The organism is Paenibacillus urinalis (assembly GCF_028747985.1).
Classification (GTDB): Bacteria; Bacillota; Bacilli; order Paenibacillales; family Paenibacillaceae; genus Paenibacillus; species Paenibacillus urinalis.
In genome coordinates, this window is record NZ_CP118108.1 from 1,361,155 (window position 1) to 1,378,347 (window position 17,193).

The following is a 17,193-nucleotide window of genomic DNA, read 5'->3' on the forward strand; positions in this document are numbered from 1 at the left end:
TCATCTATAAATTCTATATCAAACATGGGGGTATAACATGAAAACAAATCAGAAGAAATTGTTGAGATCCGCACTGGTAACCATGATGTCGCTTGTTCTGCTCATCATGACAGCTTGTTCCAGCGGAGGTGCATCCGGTGGCAACGAAAAGGATGAGAATGGAAACTATGTGGACAAAATGACGGTTTCCGTAGCCAGCACAATTCAATTGAAGGAAGGGCAGCTGGACAATGAATTCCATCAGTTCTGGATGGATAAGTACAACATCGACTGGGAGTACAACTTTATTGAGTGGGATTCCTGGGGGGAGAAGCTTCGTCTATGGATCAACTCCGGTGACCTGCCAGATGTAGCGACATGGAACTACGTGCATGGGGATGCGATGAATTATATCGATCAAGGACTGCTGTATCAATTCCCTGAAGATTGGAAAGAGCGCTGGCCCAACGTGGCAGCAGCATATAAGCTGACTGGCCTTGGTGAACAGCTGGAGGAGCTGACTGGCGGTACGTATTTGCTGCCAAGACCCGTGTACTACGAGAATAAGCCGGCAGATCCGCTCGTCAATCAGATTGGTGTTATCGCCTTGCGCAAGGACTGGGCTGAAGCGGTCGGTTTCGAGTTGAAGGATGCTTATACGACCGGTGAACTGATGGAGTACGCAAGACTCGTGAAAGAGAAGGATCCAGGCAAAGTTGGCTCTAATCTGGTGCCGCTGTCCTTTAACGCGGATGATGCACTAACGAACCTTATCATGCCGAACAGTGAGCATTCACGAGTAGAGTCTGCCTTCTACAAAGGCGAGGATGGGAAGTATCACTGGGGAGCTGCTGATGAAGAGACACTTACGGGCCTTAAGCTGATGCAGGAGGCTTACAAAGAAGGTTTGCTCAACCCTGAGTTCTATACTTGGAAGAACAGCGAAGGAAGCGACAACTTCAGAGTAAGCGGAACCGCTGCTGTGACAAGTCTTGGCGGTCTAGCTTCGTACAGACAAGATGTGGATACCGCAATGAGAAAGAACCTGGGCGTAGAAAGTGATGAGCTTGTTCATACGGCAATTGTATTGGGTGATGACGGTAAATACCGCAATCTGGAGCAGGCCAATTTCTGGTCTGCACTGATCTTCTCTCCGGATATTGATGATGCCAAGTTTGAGCGCATTATGGATATGCTCGAGTATACGACCAGTGAGGAAGGACAGCTGATCCTTAACATGGGATTTGAAGGAACGGATTGGGAGTATGACGAGAATGGCAATCTGAAGAGCCTGCTGGAGAATGGAACAAGTCTGGAGGATAAGTATCCAAGCCGGTTTGAAGGTTTGTATCTGCTCGGCGACGACTTCAGCATGATTAACCCTGCCATTAAAGAAAATTACCGGGAGAGAGCCCTTACTCATTACCAGAACAAGGCGAAGCTTGGCGAAGAAGGCGGCGCACTTGCGGAGTATGACTGGACCGTGCAGCTGTACGATTCCAAAGCGAAGAATCAAGCGTCCTTCGACTATGCGACAGAGTATACGAATCTGATCCTCAAAGAAGGCGACCTGGAAGCGAACTGGAGAGCATGGGTAGAGAGCAAAATGTCGCTTGTACAGCCTGTGCTGGATGAGCTGAATGCGCTGTAGGGCGGGAATACATCAGTAAATAGAGAGAGTGGACAGGAGGAACACACTTACACATGACGACAATGACAAATGCAAGAAGAAGAGTGCAGGCCGGCGATTTGTCCTTTACTTTTTGGGAAAGCGGAGACTTATTTCAAGCGGTAAGCGGCAAGGTGATGATTAATCAGCTGATGCTGAGCCCCTTAGACGGTTCACTGAATAATATTTACTTGCGGATTCACTCTGAAGATGGTATTGAGGCATACCCTTTATTGGGTATCCACTCGGATAGCCATGTCTATCAAAAAGGGAATTGTCTGCAATGGACAGGTACCGTGCGAAGCATCGCTTATACAGTAACCTTCGCTCCGACAGATCAAGGTGTGTGGTTCTGGGAAGTAACACTTCGAGGTGATGAGCTGAAAGTAGATGTGATCTACAGCCAGGACGTTGGAATTGCCGATACGGGAGCTGTACGCAGTAATGAGGCCTACTTATCTCAATACATTGACCATACCGTATTTGAAGATACCGAGAAGGGGTATGTCGTATGCTCCCGGCAAAATCAGCCGCAAGGCGGAACTTTCCCCTATCTTCAGCAAGGCTCCTTGACGGGTGCAGCAGGCTACTCGACAGACGGTTTCCAGTTCTTTGGACTAACCTATAAAGAGACGAATATACCCGAAGCACTGCAGAACAAGACACTTGCCAATGAAGTGTATCAATATGAATTTGCATACACAGCTCTGCAATCCGAGCAAACGGTGCTTGCAGGCGAAGCTTCATTCGTATTTTATGGATTGTTCCGTCCTCATCACGAGCAAGCTACGACCAAGCTCGAATACGAGGAAGTGGTAGAGGATGCTTGGAATACTTATACATCTCATAAAAAACAGAATGAAAAGGCTTCAGCTGCTAAACTGGCGGACACTTACTATAAACCGCAGATCGGTAAGACACTCGCTGGTCGGTCCTTGACTGATGAGGAAGTAGACCAGCTGTTCCCTGCTGCTGGACGGCATGAGGTGGAGTATAAGGATGGGCAATTACTCGCATTCTTCACAGATACCTACGAGCATGTGGTGCTAAAAAGCAAGGAAATGCGGGTGGAGCGCCCTCACGGTCATATTCTGATGAGCGGGAACAATGTGAAGCTTGGAGCAAACGTGTTAACAACAACATCTTATATGTACGGAATATTCAATTCTCATGTTGTTGTGGGTAACACGAACTTCAATAAGCTCATGAGTAATTCGCGCAGCGCATTGAATATTCCGAAGACATCAGGACAACGGATCTATGTAGAGCTGGATGGCGAGTATCGTCTGTTAACGATGGCTTCACTGTTTGAAATCGGATTTAACTACGTTCGATGGTATTATAAATTGAAGGATGATATGCTCGTAATCACGAATTTTACATCAGTGGACCGTCCAGAGGTTCAGCTCCAGGTACGTTCTGAGAGCGGGTACAGCTATCGGTATTTGGTATCCAATCAGATGACGATGAACGTTAATGAGTATGAAGTGCCTGTGCACTATGCAGAGAAGGAAGGCAAGCTGATATTTAAGGCGGACTCCTCTGCGGTAAGTCATGAGGTGTATCCTGAGCTGTCTTATTCCATGTGGATGGATGGGGCGGAGTTTCAGGTTCATGACGAGACTTGTCTTGCTGAAGGGATCGTGCCGGGCGATGCTTCCCTGACTGTTCTGCAAATTTCGGCTAGCCAGAGCTGGACCTTAACGATGCAGGGATTGCTGGACGGCAAGTCACTACCCTCGATTACTCCTGATTTTATGGAAGAGAAAGAGAAGTATCGCGAATTTTTCCGCAGTGTCATGAATGGGTTCCATCTAAAATTTCCCGATCCAGAGCGGTCTGAAGCGTTATTCAAAGTGAATTCACTTGCCTGGTGGTATACGCATAATATGCTGGTTCACTATTCGGTTCCGCACGGACTTGAGCAATACGGAGGAGCCGCATGGGGGACAAGGGACGTATGCCAAGGTCCTGTGGAATATTTCATGGCAACACAGAAGTATGAACAAGTTCGTGACATTCTTAAAATGGTATATGCCCATCAATATGAGGATGACGGAAATTGGCCGCAGTGGTTCATGTTTGACCAATATAACCAAATCCAGCAGGAAGAAAGTCATGGCGACATTATCGTATGGCCGCTAAAAGTGCTCAGTGATTATCTAAATGCGACACAAGATTACAGTATTCTGGATGAACGGGTTCCGTACACGTTAAAGCACGGCTTTGATTTTACTGAAGATACCTCTACCATTCTGGAGCATGTTCAGAAAGAAATCGGTTATATCCAGAGTCATTTCCTGCATGATACGTACCTATCGTCCTATGGAGACGGAGATTGGGATGATACGCTGCAGCCGGCTAATGCCCAGCTCAAGCAGTACATGGTCAGCAGCTGGACAGTGGCTCTTACGTATCAAACGCTTCGGCAGCTGTCACAGGCGATGGAGTCTGTTCACAGTACCCTTGCACAAGAGCTTCTGAAACTATCCGAAGGTATTAAGCGGGACTTCCAGAAGTACATGCTAAATACGAATGTGATACCGGGCTTCATCTATATGGAGAACCCGGAGGAAGTAAAGCCGATGCTCCATCCATCCGATGAGGAGACGGGGATTCAGTATCGTCTGCTTCCGATGACGAGAAGCATGATTGCTGAATTGCTCAGTCCGGAGCAGGCTAAGTCTCATTACGAATTGATTAAAGAACGTTTATTTTGCCCGGATGGCGTAAGACTGATGAACAGACCTGCCGTATATGCCGGAGGAGTGAGCACACACTTCAAGCGGGCTGAGCAGGCGTCCAACTTCGGGCGTGAAGTCGGTCTGCAGTATGTACATGCCCATATAAGGTACGTTGAGGCCATGGCCAAGCTGGGCTATAAGGATGAGGTGTGGAGCGGTCTTGGGTTAATTAATCCGATTGGTATCACCAAAGTGGTTCCAAATGCGGAGCTGCGGCAAAGTAATGCTTACTTTAGCAGCTCTGATGGTAAATTCAGCAACCGATATGAAGCCCAGGAGCGCTTCGATGAGCTTAGAGCCGGAGAGGTCAAAGTAAAGGGCGGATGGAGAATATACTCCAGCGGCCCGGGAATTTATATGAACCAGCTCATTTCAAATGCGCTCGGCATACGTCAGGACGAGCAGGATTTAATAATTGACCCGGTGCTGCCGTCTGATCTGGATGGTATGGAGTTTGATTTTGAAATAGCAGGCAAAAAAGTAACCTTCGTATATCATTTGGGTGATAGTCATACTGCACGAATTGTTATAAATGGCAGGGACACCGAATTGATTCGGGAAGATCATCCCTATCGGGTTGGCGGATTCCGAATTAAATGCGATGTGCTGGATAAAGAGCTGGATCGGCAGCGGAATGTAATAGATGTTTATATGTAAATTTCATAACTTTATCAAAGATAGCTATAAGCAAATAACAAGGCTTGGTTACAAATGAGGGAGCGAGGACTATTGGTCAGTATTAAGGACATTGCCAAAAAAGCCGGAGTTTCTATTTCTACGGTCTCTTATGCCCTTAATGGGAGCAACAAAGTGACGGACGAAACAAGCTCTAAAATTCTGGCCATTGCCAAAGAATTGAATTATGTGCCGAATGCGGCAGCACGTAACTTGAAAAAGCGGGAGACCAAAATCGTTGGTGTATTTCTGACGGACTTCCGTGGAGACGTCTATGGTGATCTTCTGCATGGGATGAAGGAAATCAGCAATATACAGGGGTATGATCTGATTGTGTGCAGCGGCGAACAATCTCACAAAATGCTGCCAGAGCGCATGATCGATGGTGCGATTATATTGGATCAGATGTTTGCAAGCGAGGAACTGCTGAAATATGCCGATTTGGGACATAAGATCGTGGTGCTGGACCGCGAGCTCGATCATCCGAACATTAATCAGGTGCTCCTTGATAACAAAGCAGGCGCTACCCTGGCGATGGAGCATCTGATCGAACTGGGTCATAAGAAAATATATGTGGTGACCGGTCCGGAAGGCTCTTACGATTCCATGCAGCGGATGAAAGCCGTGCGGATGGTCTCAGAGCGCTCTCAGGATGTGGAATGTATCGAGATCAGCGGCAACTTCGAGAAGACCGGGGGAGAGAAGGCTGCCGAACAAATCATTGCTGAATATAAAGAGCCGGTTGCTGTGTTCTGTCTAAATGATGAGATGGCCATCGGATTATGGAATCGTATTTCGGAAACGGATTTGAAGATTGGTGAGCACGTCCATCTAATCGGGTTTGATAACATTGAGCTGGCTGGCTATATGCAGCCAAGATTATCTACCATCAACTACTCTAAGCAGAAGTGGGGAGCTCTTGCCGCCGAGCAGCTCCTTAAGCTGCTCTCCGGAGATACGGTGGAGAATGAGCGGATATACGTAACTTTGGTGAAAGGAGCGTCTGCTAAGCGGGTGTGATTGAGAGTTATCGTGCATGCACGTATGTTTAATTTGTGCAGAACAAGGTTAAGAAAAAAGCATAGGCAAGCGGATGCTGCAACAGGTGCTGCCTCAGATACAGCATATGATATTGCATCAAGAGGATATACAGCTTGCTATGGTTCGCTCTTGCCTTCCTGTTATGAATAACAGAGCAAAGAGCAGTGCACGATAATCCAAGATTACAGATGAGAAGGAGCGATTATAATGGAAGCATTGTATACAGCAACAGCGACAGTACGCGGTGGCAGAGACGGTAAATTCGAAACATCGGATGGTGTATTGCGTCATGACTTGTCGACTCCGAAGGAGCTCGGCGGTGCAGGCGGCAATGCCACGAATCCGGAGCAGCTGTTCGCAGCTGGATATGGAGCATGCTATGAGAGCGCCCTTTCCAACATCGCCCGCAAAGAAGGCGTGAAGCTCAGTGATGTTGAAGTAACCAGCAACGTCATGATCGGTAAGGACCCTAAGGATGACGGATTCCAGCTCGCTGTTCGGCTGGATGTCAAAATTCCGGGTGTAGACCGCGCTCAGGCAGAGGATCTGGCGAAGAAAGCGCATGAGTTCTGCCCTTACTCCAAAGCGACACGTGGTAATATTCCGGTTGAGCTTAATGTAATTTAAGGTTGATCCGATCTCGTTTAAAATGCCGGGGCTCTTGCATAATCGCTGGAGTTCCCGGCTTTTTTATTGATGATATTCTGAAAACTTTCAGATCATAGCAAGGTTTCTTCATTTTTCGTGTATATGGATTTGACATCAGGGTTAAAATTCTTTAATATGACTAAGTACTAATGCGCTACGTGGCATGAATAAATTTGAAATCACAGGTGATTACATGTCTTATAGACCACAGATTGTAGACTTAACAACTGCCAGCCGAAATGAAGAAGCCGGACTTTACGAGTTTACAATGAAGCTCGCGGACGGAACACTGTGCCGTGTATTCTATTCCCGTGATCCGGAATGGAAAATGACAAGCATCAGTCGTCTTCAGAAGACACCTTGTCCGGTATGCCGCAAAGACTTTATCTGCAAGTGCATGGAGAAGTTTGCAGGCGAGATTCATGAGCAAATTCAGGATAATCAATTGATCGAACAAGCGACGAAGTAAGAAGCGGATTCGATGATGAGCGACTAGGAAGAGCATCCTAGCGCTTTTTTTCTATATATTGTTATATGCATTCATTATAATTCGGGAGAGATGAAGGATGCAGAATTATAGCGACAAGCATATCGTCCTCATTGATGGTGTGTGTCATTTGTGCCAGGGTATAACGAAATGGATTATTCAGCGGGATCCGAAAGGTGTATTCTATTTCGCTTCGCTTCAATCTGATGTCGGAAGAGATTTACTGGAGCAGGGCGGATTATCCGTGGATGCGATGGATACCTTTGTATATATCGAAAAAGGAGTATACCACACGCGCTCAACAGCTGCGCTGAAGGTAGCCCGCAAATTGAGATTTCCCTATTATTTGGCTTATGGATTCATTATTGTACCGAAGTTTATTCGAGACAGCGTGTATAACTTCATTGCCCGCAATCGCTATCGCTGGTTCGGACGAGATGGGGAAGATGCCTGTATGCTGCCGACACCGGAGATTCGGGAACGTTTCTTGTAATCATTATATAGTATGAAATTAGCCGCCTTTCAGCGTACCTGAAGGCGGCATTTTTGAGTGTGAATATGGCTAGAGCTGTTAATACAGCCAAGGAGGCTGAATGTTGTAAGCAGCGTATCCACAGGATTATTTTTTGGGTGCACGAAAACCAGCCAGCTCAGCCTCTTCCTCCGTACAGAACCATTCCTCGGGTATGGTTTTAGTATATTGAGGCGATTCCTTGGTGTGATATATTTTTTCTCCACTGGAGTTGATATTGCCTTTGATGGTGCAGGAGCGATCCGGCTGTTGACTAGAATTGCCATTAGCTTCAATGTTGTCATTCGTACCTGAGACCGTTTCTGATTCATATTCGTCCTTGTGGAAGCCGTCCTCCTGGACATAATTTTCGTATTCCCATATGCCGATTGCTGCACGCTGACTTTCTTTCTGTATGGCTTCGAACTGATCTACATACCGCACATTCGGCGGATAGATATAGGCGACTCTTGCATAGCCTTTTTCAAGTAAAGATTCCTGAAGCATGACACCATCGACGTACACATAAGCAAGCAGTCTCGAATATTTGTCCCGGTTCTGCCCAATGTCAAACTCCAGCTCGATCTGGTCGGCTTGTTCAAGTGCCTGTTTGGTATACTCTTTCGCTTCAATGCCGAGAGGCTGAACACCAAGCTTCGGATGAGAGGTCTCCGGGGTATCCACGAGCAGCATCCGAACAGATTGACTCTTGCCTTCGTACATGACTTTGAAAGTATCTCCATCGACCGCTCGATCCAGTGTAACAGGAACCCTTGGGAATTCATGCTCATCTTGCGGCGTACAGCCCATCATGATTATAAAGAGGCATAGAATGCTTAAGATTGCCCACTTCTTGGACACATTGATCACTCCATTCTAAGGTGTTGTTATGTAGGCAGCAGGCATTTCAATAGTGTACTATATAAGATGAAAAAAGGGAACGGATGTTTGATTTGATAATAAATAATAATAAAATGTGCTTGCCCGGCATGGAATATTATGCTAATCTAGCATTAAATTAAACAGCACGTGACGGAAGCACCGTCCATTATACCGTAGGAGATACGGGAGATGGACGGTGCTTTTTTTTGTTGTGCTGGAAGGGAGAGTTGCATCTGGTCATAAGGAAGATTGTGCTGGCAAGCAGAACGCGTGAATACGTAGATGCAGTGCTTGATTACGTGCAAGGAAGTGAATATTCAAGGAAGTTTCATGTAACGGCCTTCTCGCAACCGGAAGCGATGATGAGATATATGAATGAGCAGACTCGCGCATCGATGCCGGATTTGATCGTTGGTGAATTGGAATTTATAGAGCAGATACGGGATGGATTAGATCAAGAGCGTGTCCCGATTCTACTTCTGGCGGAACAGCATGCTTCTGATGGGGATCTGCCCCACGTGATGAAGTATCAGCCTTTATCTGCTCTGCTTGGAGCTTTAGAAGAGGCTGTTTTAAACTCAGGCAACGTTCGTTTGGATAACAGACACTCCGGAGATGCGTCTTTGGTGATTGGGGTCACGTCGGCTTCCGGGGGCTGCGGCAAAACGACGGTTGCTTTAAACCTTGCGAAGCAGCTAGGCCGTGCGGGGTATTCGGTATTTTATTTGAACCTGGAAACACTCGACAGCACCAAGCCTTTTCTTCAGACAAGCCCTCAGGTGGGAAGCGAAGAAGAGCTGGGAGAAGCCTTTTCCAGACTTATGTATCTTATCAGAGCACGGCGTTCCGGAGGAAGGGCTTCGGAACAGAGAATTGATGTCAGATCTTATGTCCTGTGGAATGAACAGATTAAATCCCATTATTTCTACCCGGCCAGGAATCGGAATGAGCTGCGCCAGCTCACGAAGTCGGATGTGAATGCACTATTAGAAGTGCTAATTGCATCAGAGCAATATCAATATATCATTACTGATCATGACTCGGTATGGGATGAGCGAGCTGAAGCCTTGATGGATAGATCTGATCTGCTGATCTGGCTTCTGTCTGATGATATTCATACGCTGGCTAAAGCTTCGGCTTGGATGAGATATCAAGAGCAGCTTGATCCGATAAGGACAGGTCAGATTCAGGAGAAGTCCACTTATGTCATTAATCGGTATACGGGAACGGTTGTAAATCCGATGCCTGAGGAATATATGCATACCGGCTTGTACTTGCCATATATTCCATCGTGGAAACAGATGAGAGAGCCGGAATTGCTGCTCGGATCACCCATTTATCAAAAAGAAATGCGGAGATTATGCGAAGCTGCCGGAATGTTGCAGAAGGAATATTCATCATGATGGATACTTCGTTTAGAGAACTTAGAAATTCAATTCGTGCGGCTCTTGATGTTACTTCTGCGGCGGGAGACTCAGAGCTGATGGAGCATATTGAGGCAAGGGTATTCCGGCATTCTGGGCTCATCCATCTCACCTCCGGGGAGAAGCATGCTCTAATCAGAAGACTGTATGATTCCTTTCGCGGACTCGATGTACTTCAGCCGCTGATCGACAATCCCCATATTACAGAAATTATGATCAACGGGCATACCGAGATATTCATTGAAGAGCGGGGTGAAGTGCGCCAGGCACCTGTCACGTTTGAATCGGAAGAGCGGCTGCAGGATATCATCCAGACGATCGTTTCTGGAGTGAATAGAATCGTGAATGAATCCTCACCTATAGTGGATGCCAGGCTAAAGGACGGTTCAAGGGTCAACATCGTGCTGCCGCCTGTCGCGTTAAAAGGACCTACCATGACGATCCGCAAATTTCCGGACAAGCCAATGACGATGGAGGACCTTGTTCGGATCGGAGCCATTAGCGACGAAGCCGCGGAGCTGCTCAGCAAGCTTGTTCGAAGCAAATACAACATGTTTATCAGTGGAGGCACGGGATCAGGGAAGACAACCTTTCTTAATGCATTGTCTCAGTTCATCCCTCCAGATGAGAGAATCATTACGATTGAAGATTCGGCAGAGCTTCAGATCGTTACTGTTCCCAATCTGGTATCACTGGAGACCCGTAATGCAAATACGGAGGGGAAAGGGGTGATTTCCATTCGGGAGTTAATCCGCTCCTCTCTGCGAATGCGTCCTAACCGAATCATTGTCGGTGAGGTTCGGGGAAGTGAGGCGCTGGATATGCTGCAGGCCATGAACACTGGGCATGAAGGCAGTCTGTCCACGGGCCATGCAAACAGTATTCCGGATATGATCTCACGACTGGAAACGATGGTACTCAGCGGAGCTGACTTACCCGTTGGCGTTGTCAGACAGCAGATCGCCTCTGCCATTGATATTGTTATCCATCTATCACGTCTCAGGGACCGTTCCAGACGAGTGACAGAGATTAGTGAGGTTGTTGGCTTGAAGGATGGGGGAATACAGCTGAACTCTTTGTACCGTTTTCAGGAGCTGGATGAAGTGGATGGACATATTATAGGCCAGCTTGAACGTTCGTCTGGAGTGCTTGTTCATCAAGATAAGCTCAAGGCAGCAGGCATCCAGGGAACTTTTTTTGAGGAGGAGAATGAGGTGAGGAACGCTTGAATCGTCAAATGGGAGCCGCGAGGGTGACAGCACAGACGGCGAATGCTTCGACTCATCAAAAGCTTCCGCGTTATATGGAGCACACGCTGTCCTATCGACAGAGAGCTGGCTGTATCGCGGCAAGTGCAATTCTATTTTTCGGGATAGGCTATCTGTTTTACCATCACTGGGCTCTCGGTTTGCTCCTGTCAGCCGCAGCTCTTTTTACACCGAAATACTATAATGTCTATCTGCTCAACAAGAGAAGAGAGGCGCTTAGTCTTCATTTTAAACAGGCGCTGTATTCCTTATCCTCATCTCTTGCTGCAGGCAAGTCGGTTGAGAATGCCTTTCGCGAGGCGGTGCATGATCTACGAATGCTGGACCCTCAGGCAGATCACGATCTTATCAAAGAGCTGATGATCATATGTACAAGGATGGAATACGGTGAACCTATTGAAGATGCATTGAGAGATTTCGCAGATCGGGCCCAGATGGAGGATATCACGAATTTCGCAGATGTATTTGTTACTTGCAAACGTACGGGCGGCGATTTGGTTGAAGTTGTACGCAGAACCTCATCCGTCATCGGAGAGAAGCTGGATATTAAGCAGGAGATCGCTGTAACGATATCCCAGAAGAAGTTTGAATCCAAGGCCATGTTTGCAGCACCCTTCTTGTTTTTGATTTTTTTAAGTCTGACTTCACCTGATTTCCTGACACCACTCTATACCGGTGCTGGATATATCATATCGAGTATTGCACTTCTTATTCTATTTGGCTGCTTCATCTGGGTTCAGCGAATTATGGATGTAAGAGTGTAAGGGGATTGAACCATGATGATTATATGCAGTGTTCTTACTGTCGTTGTACTCGCGCTGGGCTGGATTATCTTTAATAAACGGGCAGGCTCGAGATACCGCGTATTGGATTCTATTGACATGAAAGGTATGCGGTTTCGCAAACTTCATGCTCCCTTTCTAGATTTAATTGAGAAGCTGCAGTTAACGAGGAAGCTGCCTATGCTGGTGTACCGGATACAGCACTCGGTGCAAAGAGTCTATGGACTGAAGCATAGCAATGAGAAGACCTTACTGTTCATTGCTGAAATGCTCGTTTATAGCTGGCTGTCTCTTATCGCTGGGGCACTGCTGACTCTAGTGCTGGAGGGAGATCCTTTGGGTCTCATCGCCGGAGCATTGCTTGCAGGCGTAATTCCGTTTGCCCAAATGAAGGATCTGCATCACAAGGTAAAGCTGCGGGAGCAGGATATCTTAATGGAGCTTCCAGAATTTTTGAACAAAATTGTCCTGCTCGTTAGCGCCGGTGAAACGGTGCAAAGAGCCATTTTACATTGCACGGAACGAAAAAAAGGATCTGCTCACCCGCTCTATATTGAGCTGGGTCAGATGGTGGGAGAGTGGAACAACGGATACTCTTTTCAACAGGCATTTGAGCAGTTCAGTAAGCGATGTGGAGTGCAGGAGGTTTCTATTTTCACCACGACGGTGCTCCTGAATTTTAGACGGGGCGGGGGAGATTTTGTCCTCTCACTCCGTGATTTATCCAGAGTGCTGTGGGACAAGCGTAAATCACTCAGCCGAACACGTGGTGAACAGGCTTCTTCCAAGCTGGTATTTCCAATGGTGGTGATCTTTTTGGTCATTGTCGTTATGGTTGGAGCTCCGTCATTTATGATGATGAATTTATAGGGGGATACGATAATGTTAGCATTATGCAAACGCAAATTGGCAGATTTATGGAACGAAGAGGATGGGCTAGGGACACTTGAAATGATCCTCATTATTGGTGTGATCTTAATCATAGCTCTTATATTTAAGGATCAGATTCAGGCTTTGGTTGAGAATTTGCTTGAGAGTGTTACGAGCAAAAGTAATGAATTCTTCTAAAGGCAGCAGCCATTTGAAAGGAGAGGAGGGGAGCTTCACAATCGAAGCTTCTCTCGTATTTCCCGTCATTCTGTTGTCGCTATGTGTGCTCATGTTTTTTTGTGTGCTGCTGTACCAGAAATCGGCACTTTTGCAGTATGCTTCAGCTGCGTCAGAGCGTGCCTCATACAGCTGGGATAACAGTCATAAGGACGCTAAGACCGGATCCTACCCGGAAGGGGAGACCGATCCGCTGTATTGGCGTTTTGCAGACGATCATATGATAGGTGCGCTCTTCGGTTCAGTAAGCGGTGGTCAGATTACAACAATAGAGCTCCCAGGAGGAGCTGCAAGTGATGATCTGCCAATGAAGAAGCTGAGTCAATCGGGGGCAGGCCTGCCTGTGTTGTACAGAGGTCAGATGGAATATGCGAATCAGATGCTGGACCGCCAAGTATGGACCAAGCTGAACCAAAATATGAGGCTGCCTATGCTCGATTTCTTATTCTCAGGTGATCCACGGATACAGCATTCTGGCAAATCCACCGTTGTAGAACCCGATGAATTCATTCGAAATGTCGAGCTTATGCGGTATTACGGAGCGAGATTTTCGAGGATGGGTACACCGGGCAACCCTTCGGAGTTCGCACAGATTTTGCAAAAATTTGCTGGGATGTGAATGTGTTGTTTAGACGAGGTGATTCTGAGTCCGGTGCGGTGACTATATTTTTGGCAATGGTGCTTGCCGTCGTGTTCTTATTTGTCGCTGTATTTGTTGACTATGCCCGGATTGCTGCGATGAAAGTACAGGCTGAGAGACTGGCTCATGCTGCGGCTAGGTCCGTGATGTCCTCTTATATTCCCGAGCTTCAGGAAAGATACGGGCTGTTCGCTCATGATGGGAATCAGGGAGACTATGTTCTTGCGAAAGTATTAAATGACAGTACGAAGCCTACGCCGCATGCGGAAGGTTTTCCTCTAATCGGTATGGAGGTGGTTCAATCTGGGCTTTCACTTGAGCGGGAGCTTGGAGCATTCGAGAACTTTAATCAGCAAATTCAAGAGGAAATGAAATATAAGGCTCCGGTGGACTTTATGGTAGAGGCCGTGTCCAGATTCAAACCGTTATCAGCAGAAATGAAGCAGGCTGCGCATTCGGTGGATGTCCTGCGGAAGCTTCAGAAGCTATATGACAAGCGTGAACGTCTGCTTGAAGAGGCCATTAAAAAACGGCGGGAAGCGGCAAAAACGGCGGAAGCCTTGGCCAAATTGGTGATGGACCCGCCAAGTACTTACTTTAGTGACAGCCCGCTGGGAGGGACGATGAGAAGCGCAGCGGATGCCGCAGCAAAATACCGTGATTATTACTCAAAATACACGGAAGATGAGGCCAGAGAACCGCTTGACCGGATCTATATATTTGAGCTCAGCGAATATCGATCAGATGTGAATCGCATTGTGACAAGTATTAATCGTGAGAATCAGGAAGCTCTCCATATACATGAGCAGGCGTTAAGTCAAGCGAATGATCGAATTGAAGAAGCCAAGAGTATAAATGAACAGATGAAGCAGGTCATTAAGGAAGGTGAGATGAGAGCGGCAAATACTGCTTACGATAAAGTTGGCAAAGCCAAGACGCCGGGAGCAGGCGCTTTACCCTCCGATGTTGGCAGCTTCGGTGATGATCTGCGAAAGCAGACGGATCAGTTAGTCCGGAAGGACTCGGAGTTCACTGAGTTTATAAGTGGTCATGCCGAGCAGCTAGGAGATTATAAGGCGGCTCACCAAGCGATTTCTACCTCCGCCACCTCAATTAGTCAACTGAGCGATGGAGATTCTCATCGTAAAAGACAGCATGTCCTGACTGCGAACCGTCAAATCCAGCAATATATCACCAGGTATACTGCAGCCGGCGGAGGAAATGTGATTGATCAGGCAGCGAAGCAGATCGACGATTACCATTCTGCAGACAAGGAAAGAGCGAAGGTGGACAAGCAGTCAGAACAGAAACTGAAGGAAGCGCAGAACAGAATCAAGCTTCTGGTGGCTACAGCCGGAATTGAGAAGGCGACAGAGCAATTCAAGCAGCTGGAAGGATATTATAACGAAAATATAAGCTTCAATCAGAACCAGGCTAGCGGCACAGGTCCTTCAGAGAAGCAAATTGCAACGGATCCCTATGATGCCGGAGGTGAAGCGATGGCAGATATGGATCAATTATTCGGAGGAATGTCGAATCTCCTTGATGTAATAAGTGATGAGCTCTATCAGAATGAGTACGCTATGCATTACTTCAAATCGGTCAATTTATCGTTGATTGCTGGCAGTAATATGAATAATAGCACGATGAGTCCAGAAACGTTCTTTCTTCCGGAAAGTCAGGAGCTGGAGTACATCATCTATGGATTTCACAATCCATACGGGAATATAGTCGCTGCTTATACCGAGGTATTTACGATTCGGCTAGCGATAAGAACAATGGAGGGACTTGTAGAGAACAGCAAGCTTGGAAATCCGCTGCTCGTATTATCCAAAGCTATTTTGCATGGTCTGACGGAAGCACTCGCTGATATGCAAAAGCTGGCGGACGATGGTCAAGTAGAGCTGTCCAAGTATGCGAAGCAGGTTTCCATTACATATAGAGATCATCTTCGATTGTTTTTATTGGCACACAGCAATAACGATAAGAAGCTGTCTCGAATAAGTGCGATTATTCGACTGAACACCAAAATCGACCTTAACAAGACCTTCACGTATGCAGCTAGCCAGGCAGAAATGAGAATGAGGCTGTGGTTTCTTCCTGGCATAATGAGCGCACTAGGGACCGTGAGTGGCAGCGCTGACCGAATAGAGGATGGACACATTTACGTTTCACTCCAGTCAGACTATGCATATTAATTTAATCGCTGCCTTATTAACCACAGGAATTAGGGGTTTGACTATTATGGCATATACATGGCAGAGTCGGGAATCGAAGCTGCAATTCAAGAATGATATTGTCCAACGAGTTTGTAAGGATCAAATCAGTGACGATCAATGCAGTGACGATCAATGCAGTAAGGATCAAAGCAGTAACGATCAGGATGGAAATGATCGAGGCAGCATTGTTGTTGAAGCTTCTTTAGTTCTACCTGTTTTTATATTTTTTATTGTGTTCTTGATCTACTTCGTTCAGATGACATTATTCTCAACCGCATTGCAGACGGCAGCTTCCGAGACCGTCAAAAAAATATCATCACATATCTATCCTGTAGCTATCGCCATTGAATCTGCAGGCTCAGTAGATTCAGGTTTAGGAGAGGTTCTGCCCGGAGACTCAGCTGCTGAGGGACTCATGCCCAAGCTGTCATTGACGGATTGGGTGACTGAATATGCAGCCACTCTGCCTGACCCGATCGGATCATGGGCTTCCATGGCGGTTTCTAACGGACAAGAGCCGCTGGATCATCTCCAGACTTCCATATCGGAGGCGGTTCTAGATCCCGTTATTAAACCGTTAATTCAACCGGTAATTGAGGATACGATACTTGAATACGATTCTCTGCATGTGAATGGAGTAGATGTTCCTAATCTTCAGAATAGGTCCAATCCTTATTTTGGAATAGAGCTTACTTACGAATTACCGATCAAAGTTCCCTTTCTGAATAAGAGTCTGCGGGTTCAGGCCGGTGCGACGGAAAGGGTCTGGATTGGAGCTACAAACGAAGAGGATAAGGGAACAATTGGGGATAGCGGTACTATAGGCAGTGTAGAGATTATTGCCAAGCCGAATCCCGCATATGTAGCCGGTCAAGCGACGATACGTGCCAAAATAACACCGGGTGCCTCAGCTAACCTATCCGTCTTTTATAAGACAGGAGAAAGTACAGCACAGCATGTGGGCTGGGCAACTGCAGACGAGAACGGATTTGTGGAATGGACATGGTTTGTAGGAACAAGAACAACCCCTGGGACATGGCCGTTTGTGATCGAAACGAGTGACGGTGCCAGAGTTGAAGTTAGGTTTGACGTTGTCAAAAGATCATGATGAGAGAGG

15 protein-coding genes are annotated in these 17,193 nt (G+C 46.8%); 14 read left to right on the forward strand and 1 reads right to left on the reverse strand.

Annotation, left to right across the window (positions count from 1 at the left end; translation table 11 throughout):
* Positions 1 to 37: 37 nt before the first annotated feature.
* The 6 genes from PUW25_RS06080 (at position 38) to PUW25_RS06105 (ending at position 7,736) form a co-directional block, all read left to right on the forward strand.
* On the forward strand, positions 38 to 1,630 hold the full coding sequence (locus PUW25_RS06080; RefSeq protein WP_047912120.1) for an extracellular solute-binding protein: 1,593 nt from the start codon (positions 38 to 40) through the stop codon (positions 1,628 to 1,630).
* Between the two features lie 53 nt (positions 1,631 to 1,683).
* The gene (locus PUW25_RS06085; RefSeq protein ID WP_047912119.1) at positions 1,684 to 5,049 is read left to right on the forward strand and encodes a GH36-type glycosyl hydrolase domain-containing protein; all 3,366 of its coding nucleotides are present in this window, start codon (positions 1,684 to 1,686) and stop codon (positions 5,047 to 5,049) included.
* Positions 5,050 to 5,121: 72 nt separating this feature from the next.
* Complete coding sequence (locus PUW25_RS06090) at positions 5,122 to 6,087, forward strand: LacI family DNA-binding transcriptional regulator (protein WP_047912118.1); 966 nt, start codon at positions 5,122 to 5,124, stop codon at positions 6,085 to 6,087.
* Between the two features lie 228 nt (positions 6,088 to 6,315).
* Positions 6,316 to 6,735 (forward strand): organic hydroperoxide resistance protein, encoded by a 420-nt coding sequence (locus PUW25_RS06095; protein WP_047912117.1) that lies wholly within the window; start codon positions 6,316 to 6,318, stop codon positions 6,733 to 6,735.
* Positions 6,736 to 6,949: 214 nt separating this feature from the next.
* Positions 6,950 to 7,225, forward strand: coding sequence for a hypothetical protein (locus tag PUW25_RS06100; protein ID WP_047912116.1), 276 nt, complete (start codon positions 6,950 to 6,952; stop codon positions 7,223 to 7,225).
* Positions 7,226 to 7,322: 97 nt separating this feature from the next.
* Complete coding sequence (locus PUW25_RS06105; RefSeq protein ID WP_047912115.1) at positions 7,323 to 7,736, forward strand: thiol-disulfide oxidoreductase DCC family protein; 414 nt, start codon at positions 7,323 to 7,325, stop codon at positions 7,734 to 7,736.
* A gap of 126 nt (positions 7,737 to 7,862) precedes the next feature.
* Here the strand turns inward: PUW25_RS06105 and PUW25_RS06110 are convergent, their stop codons facing one another.
* Positions 7,863 to 8,567 carry a thermonuclease family protein gene (locus tag PUW25_RS06110; protein ID WP_047912297.1) on the reverse strand — a complete coding sequence of 235 codons (705 nt, stop codon included), beginning with the start codon at positions 8,565 to 8,567 and terminating at the stop codon, positions 7,863 to 7,865.
* A gap of 296 nt (positions 8,568 to 8,863) precedes the next feature.
* Here PUW25_RS06110 and PUW25_RS06115 point away from each other — a divergent pair, with 296 nt between their 5' ends.
* The 8 genes from PUW25_RS06115 to PUW25_RS06150 are packed head-to-tail and all read left to right on the forward strand — an operon-like array spanning position 8,864 to position 17,184.
* Entirely contained in the window at positions 8,864 to 10,039 is a 1,176-nt protein-coding gene (locus PUW25_RS06115; protein ID WP_238546388.1) for a nucleotide-binding protein, read from the forward strand.
* Positions 10,036 to 11,289, forward strand: a complete 1,254-nt coding sequence (locus PUW25_RS06120; RefSeq protein WP_047912114.1) for a TadA family conjugal transfer-associated ATPase — start codon at positions 10,036 to 10,038, stop codon at positions 11,287 to 11,289. The genes PUW25_RS06115 and PUW25_RS06120 overlap by 4 nt, the downstream gene beginning before the upstream one ends.
* A gap of 8 nt (positions 11,290 to 11,297) precedes the next feature.
* Entirely contained in the window at positions 11,298 to 12,092 is a 795-nt protein-coding gene (locus tag PUW25_RS06125; protein ID WP_047912113.1) for a type II secretion system F family protein, read from the forward strand.
* A gap of 12 nt (positions 12,093 to 12,104) precedes the next feature.
* Positions 12,105 to 12,980: a type II secretion system F family protein gene (locus tag PUW25_RS06130; RefSeq protein ID WP_047912112.1), complete on the forward strand. Its 876-nt coding sequence runs from the start codon at positions 12,105 to 12,107 to the stop codon at positions 12,978 to 12,980.
* Between the two features lie 12 nt (positions 12,981 to 12,992).
* Positions 12,993 to 13,178 (forward strand): Flp1 family type IVb pilin, encoded by a 186-nt coding sequence (locus PUW25_RS06135; protein WP_047912111.1) that lies wholly within the window; start codon positions 12,993 to 12,995, stop codon positions 13,176 to 13,178.
* Positions 13,165 to 13,836 carry a TadE family protein gene (locus tag PUW25_RS06140; protein WP_047912110.1) on the forward strand — a complete coding sequence of 224 codons (672 nt, stop codon included), beginning with the start codon at positions 13,165 to 13,167 and terminating at the stop codon, positions 13,834 to 13,836. The genes PUW25_RS06135 and PUW25_RS06140 overlap by 14 nt, the downstream gene beginning before the upstream one ends.
* A gap of 2 nt (positions 13,837 to 13,838) precedes the next feature.
* The gene (locus PUW25_RS06145) at positions 13,839 to 16,055 is read left to right on the forward strand and encodes a hypothetical protein (protein ID WP_238546387.1); all 2,217 of its coding nucleotides are present in this window, start codon (positions 13,839 to 13,841) and stop codon (positions 16,053 to 16,055) included.
* A gap of 46 nt (positions 16,056 to 16,101) precedes the next feature.
* The gene (locus PUW25_RS06150; protein WP_081872487.1) at positions 16,102 to 17,184 is read left to right on the forward strand and encodes a TadE/TadG family type IV pilus assembly protein; all 1,083 of its coding nucleotides are present in this window, start codon (positions 16,102 to 16,104) and stop codon (positions 17,182 to 17,184) included.
* Positions 17,185 to 17,193: the final 9 nt, after the last annotated feature.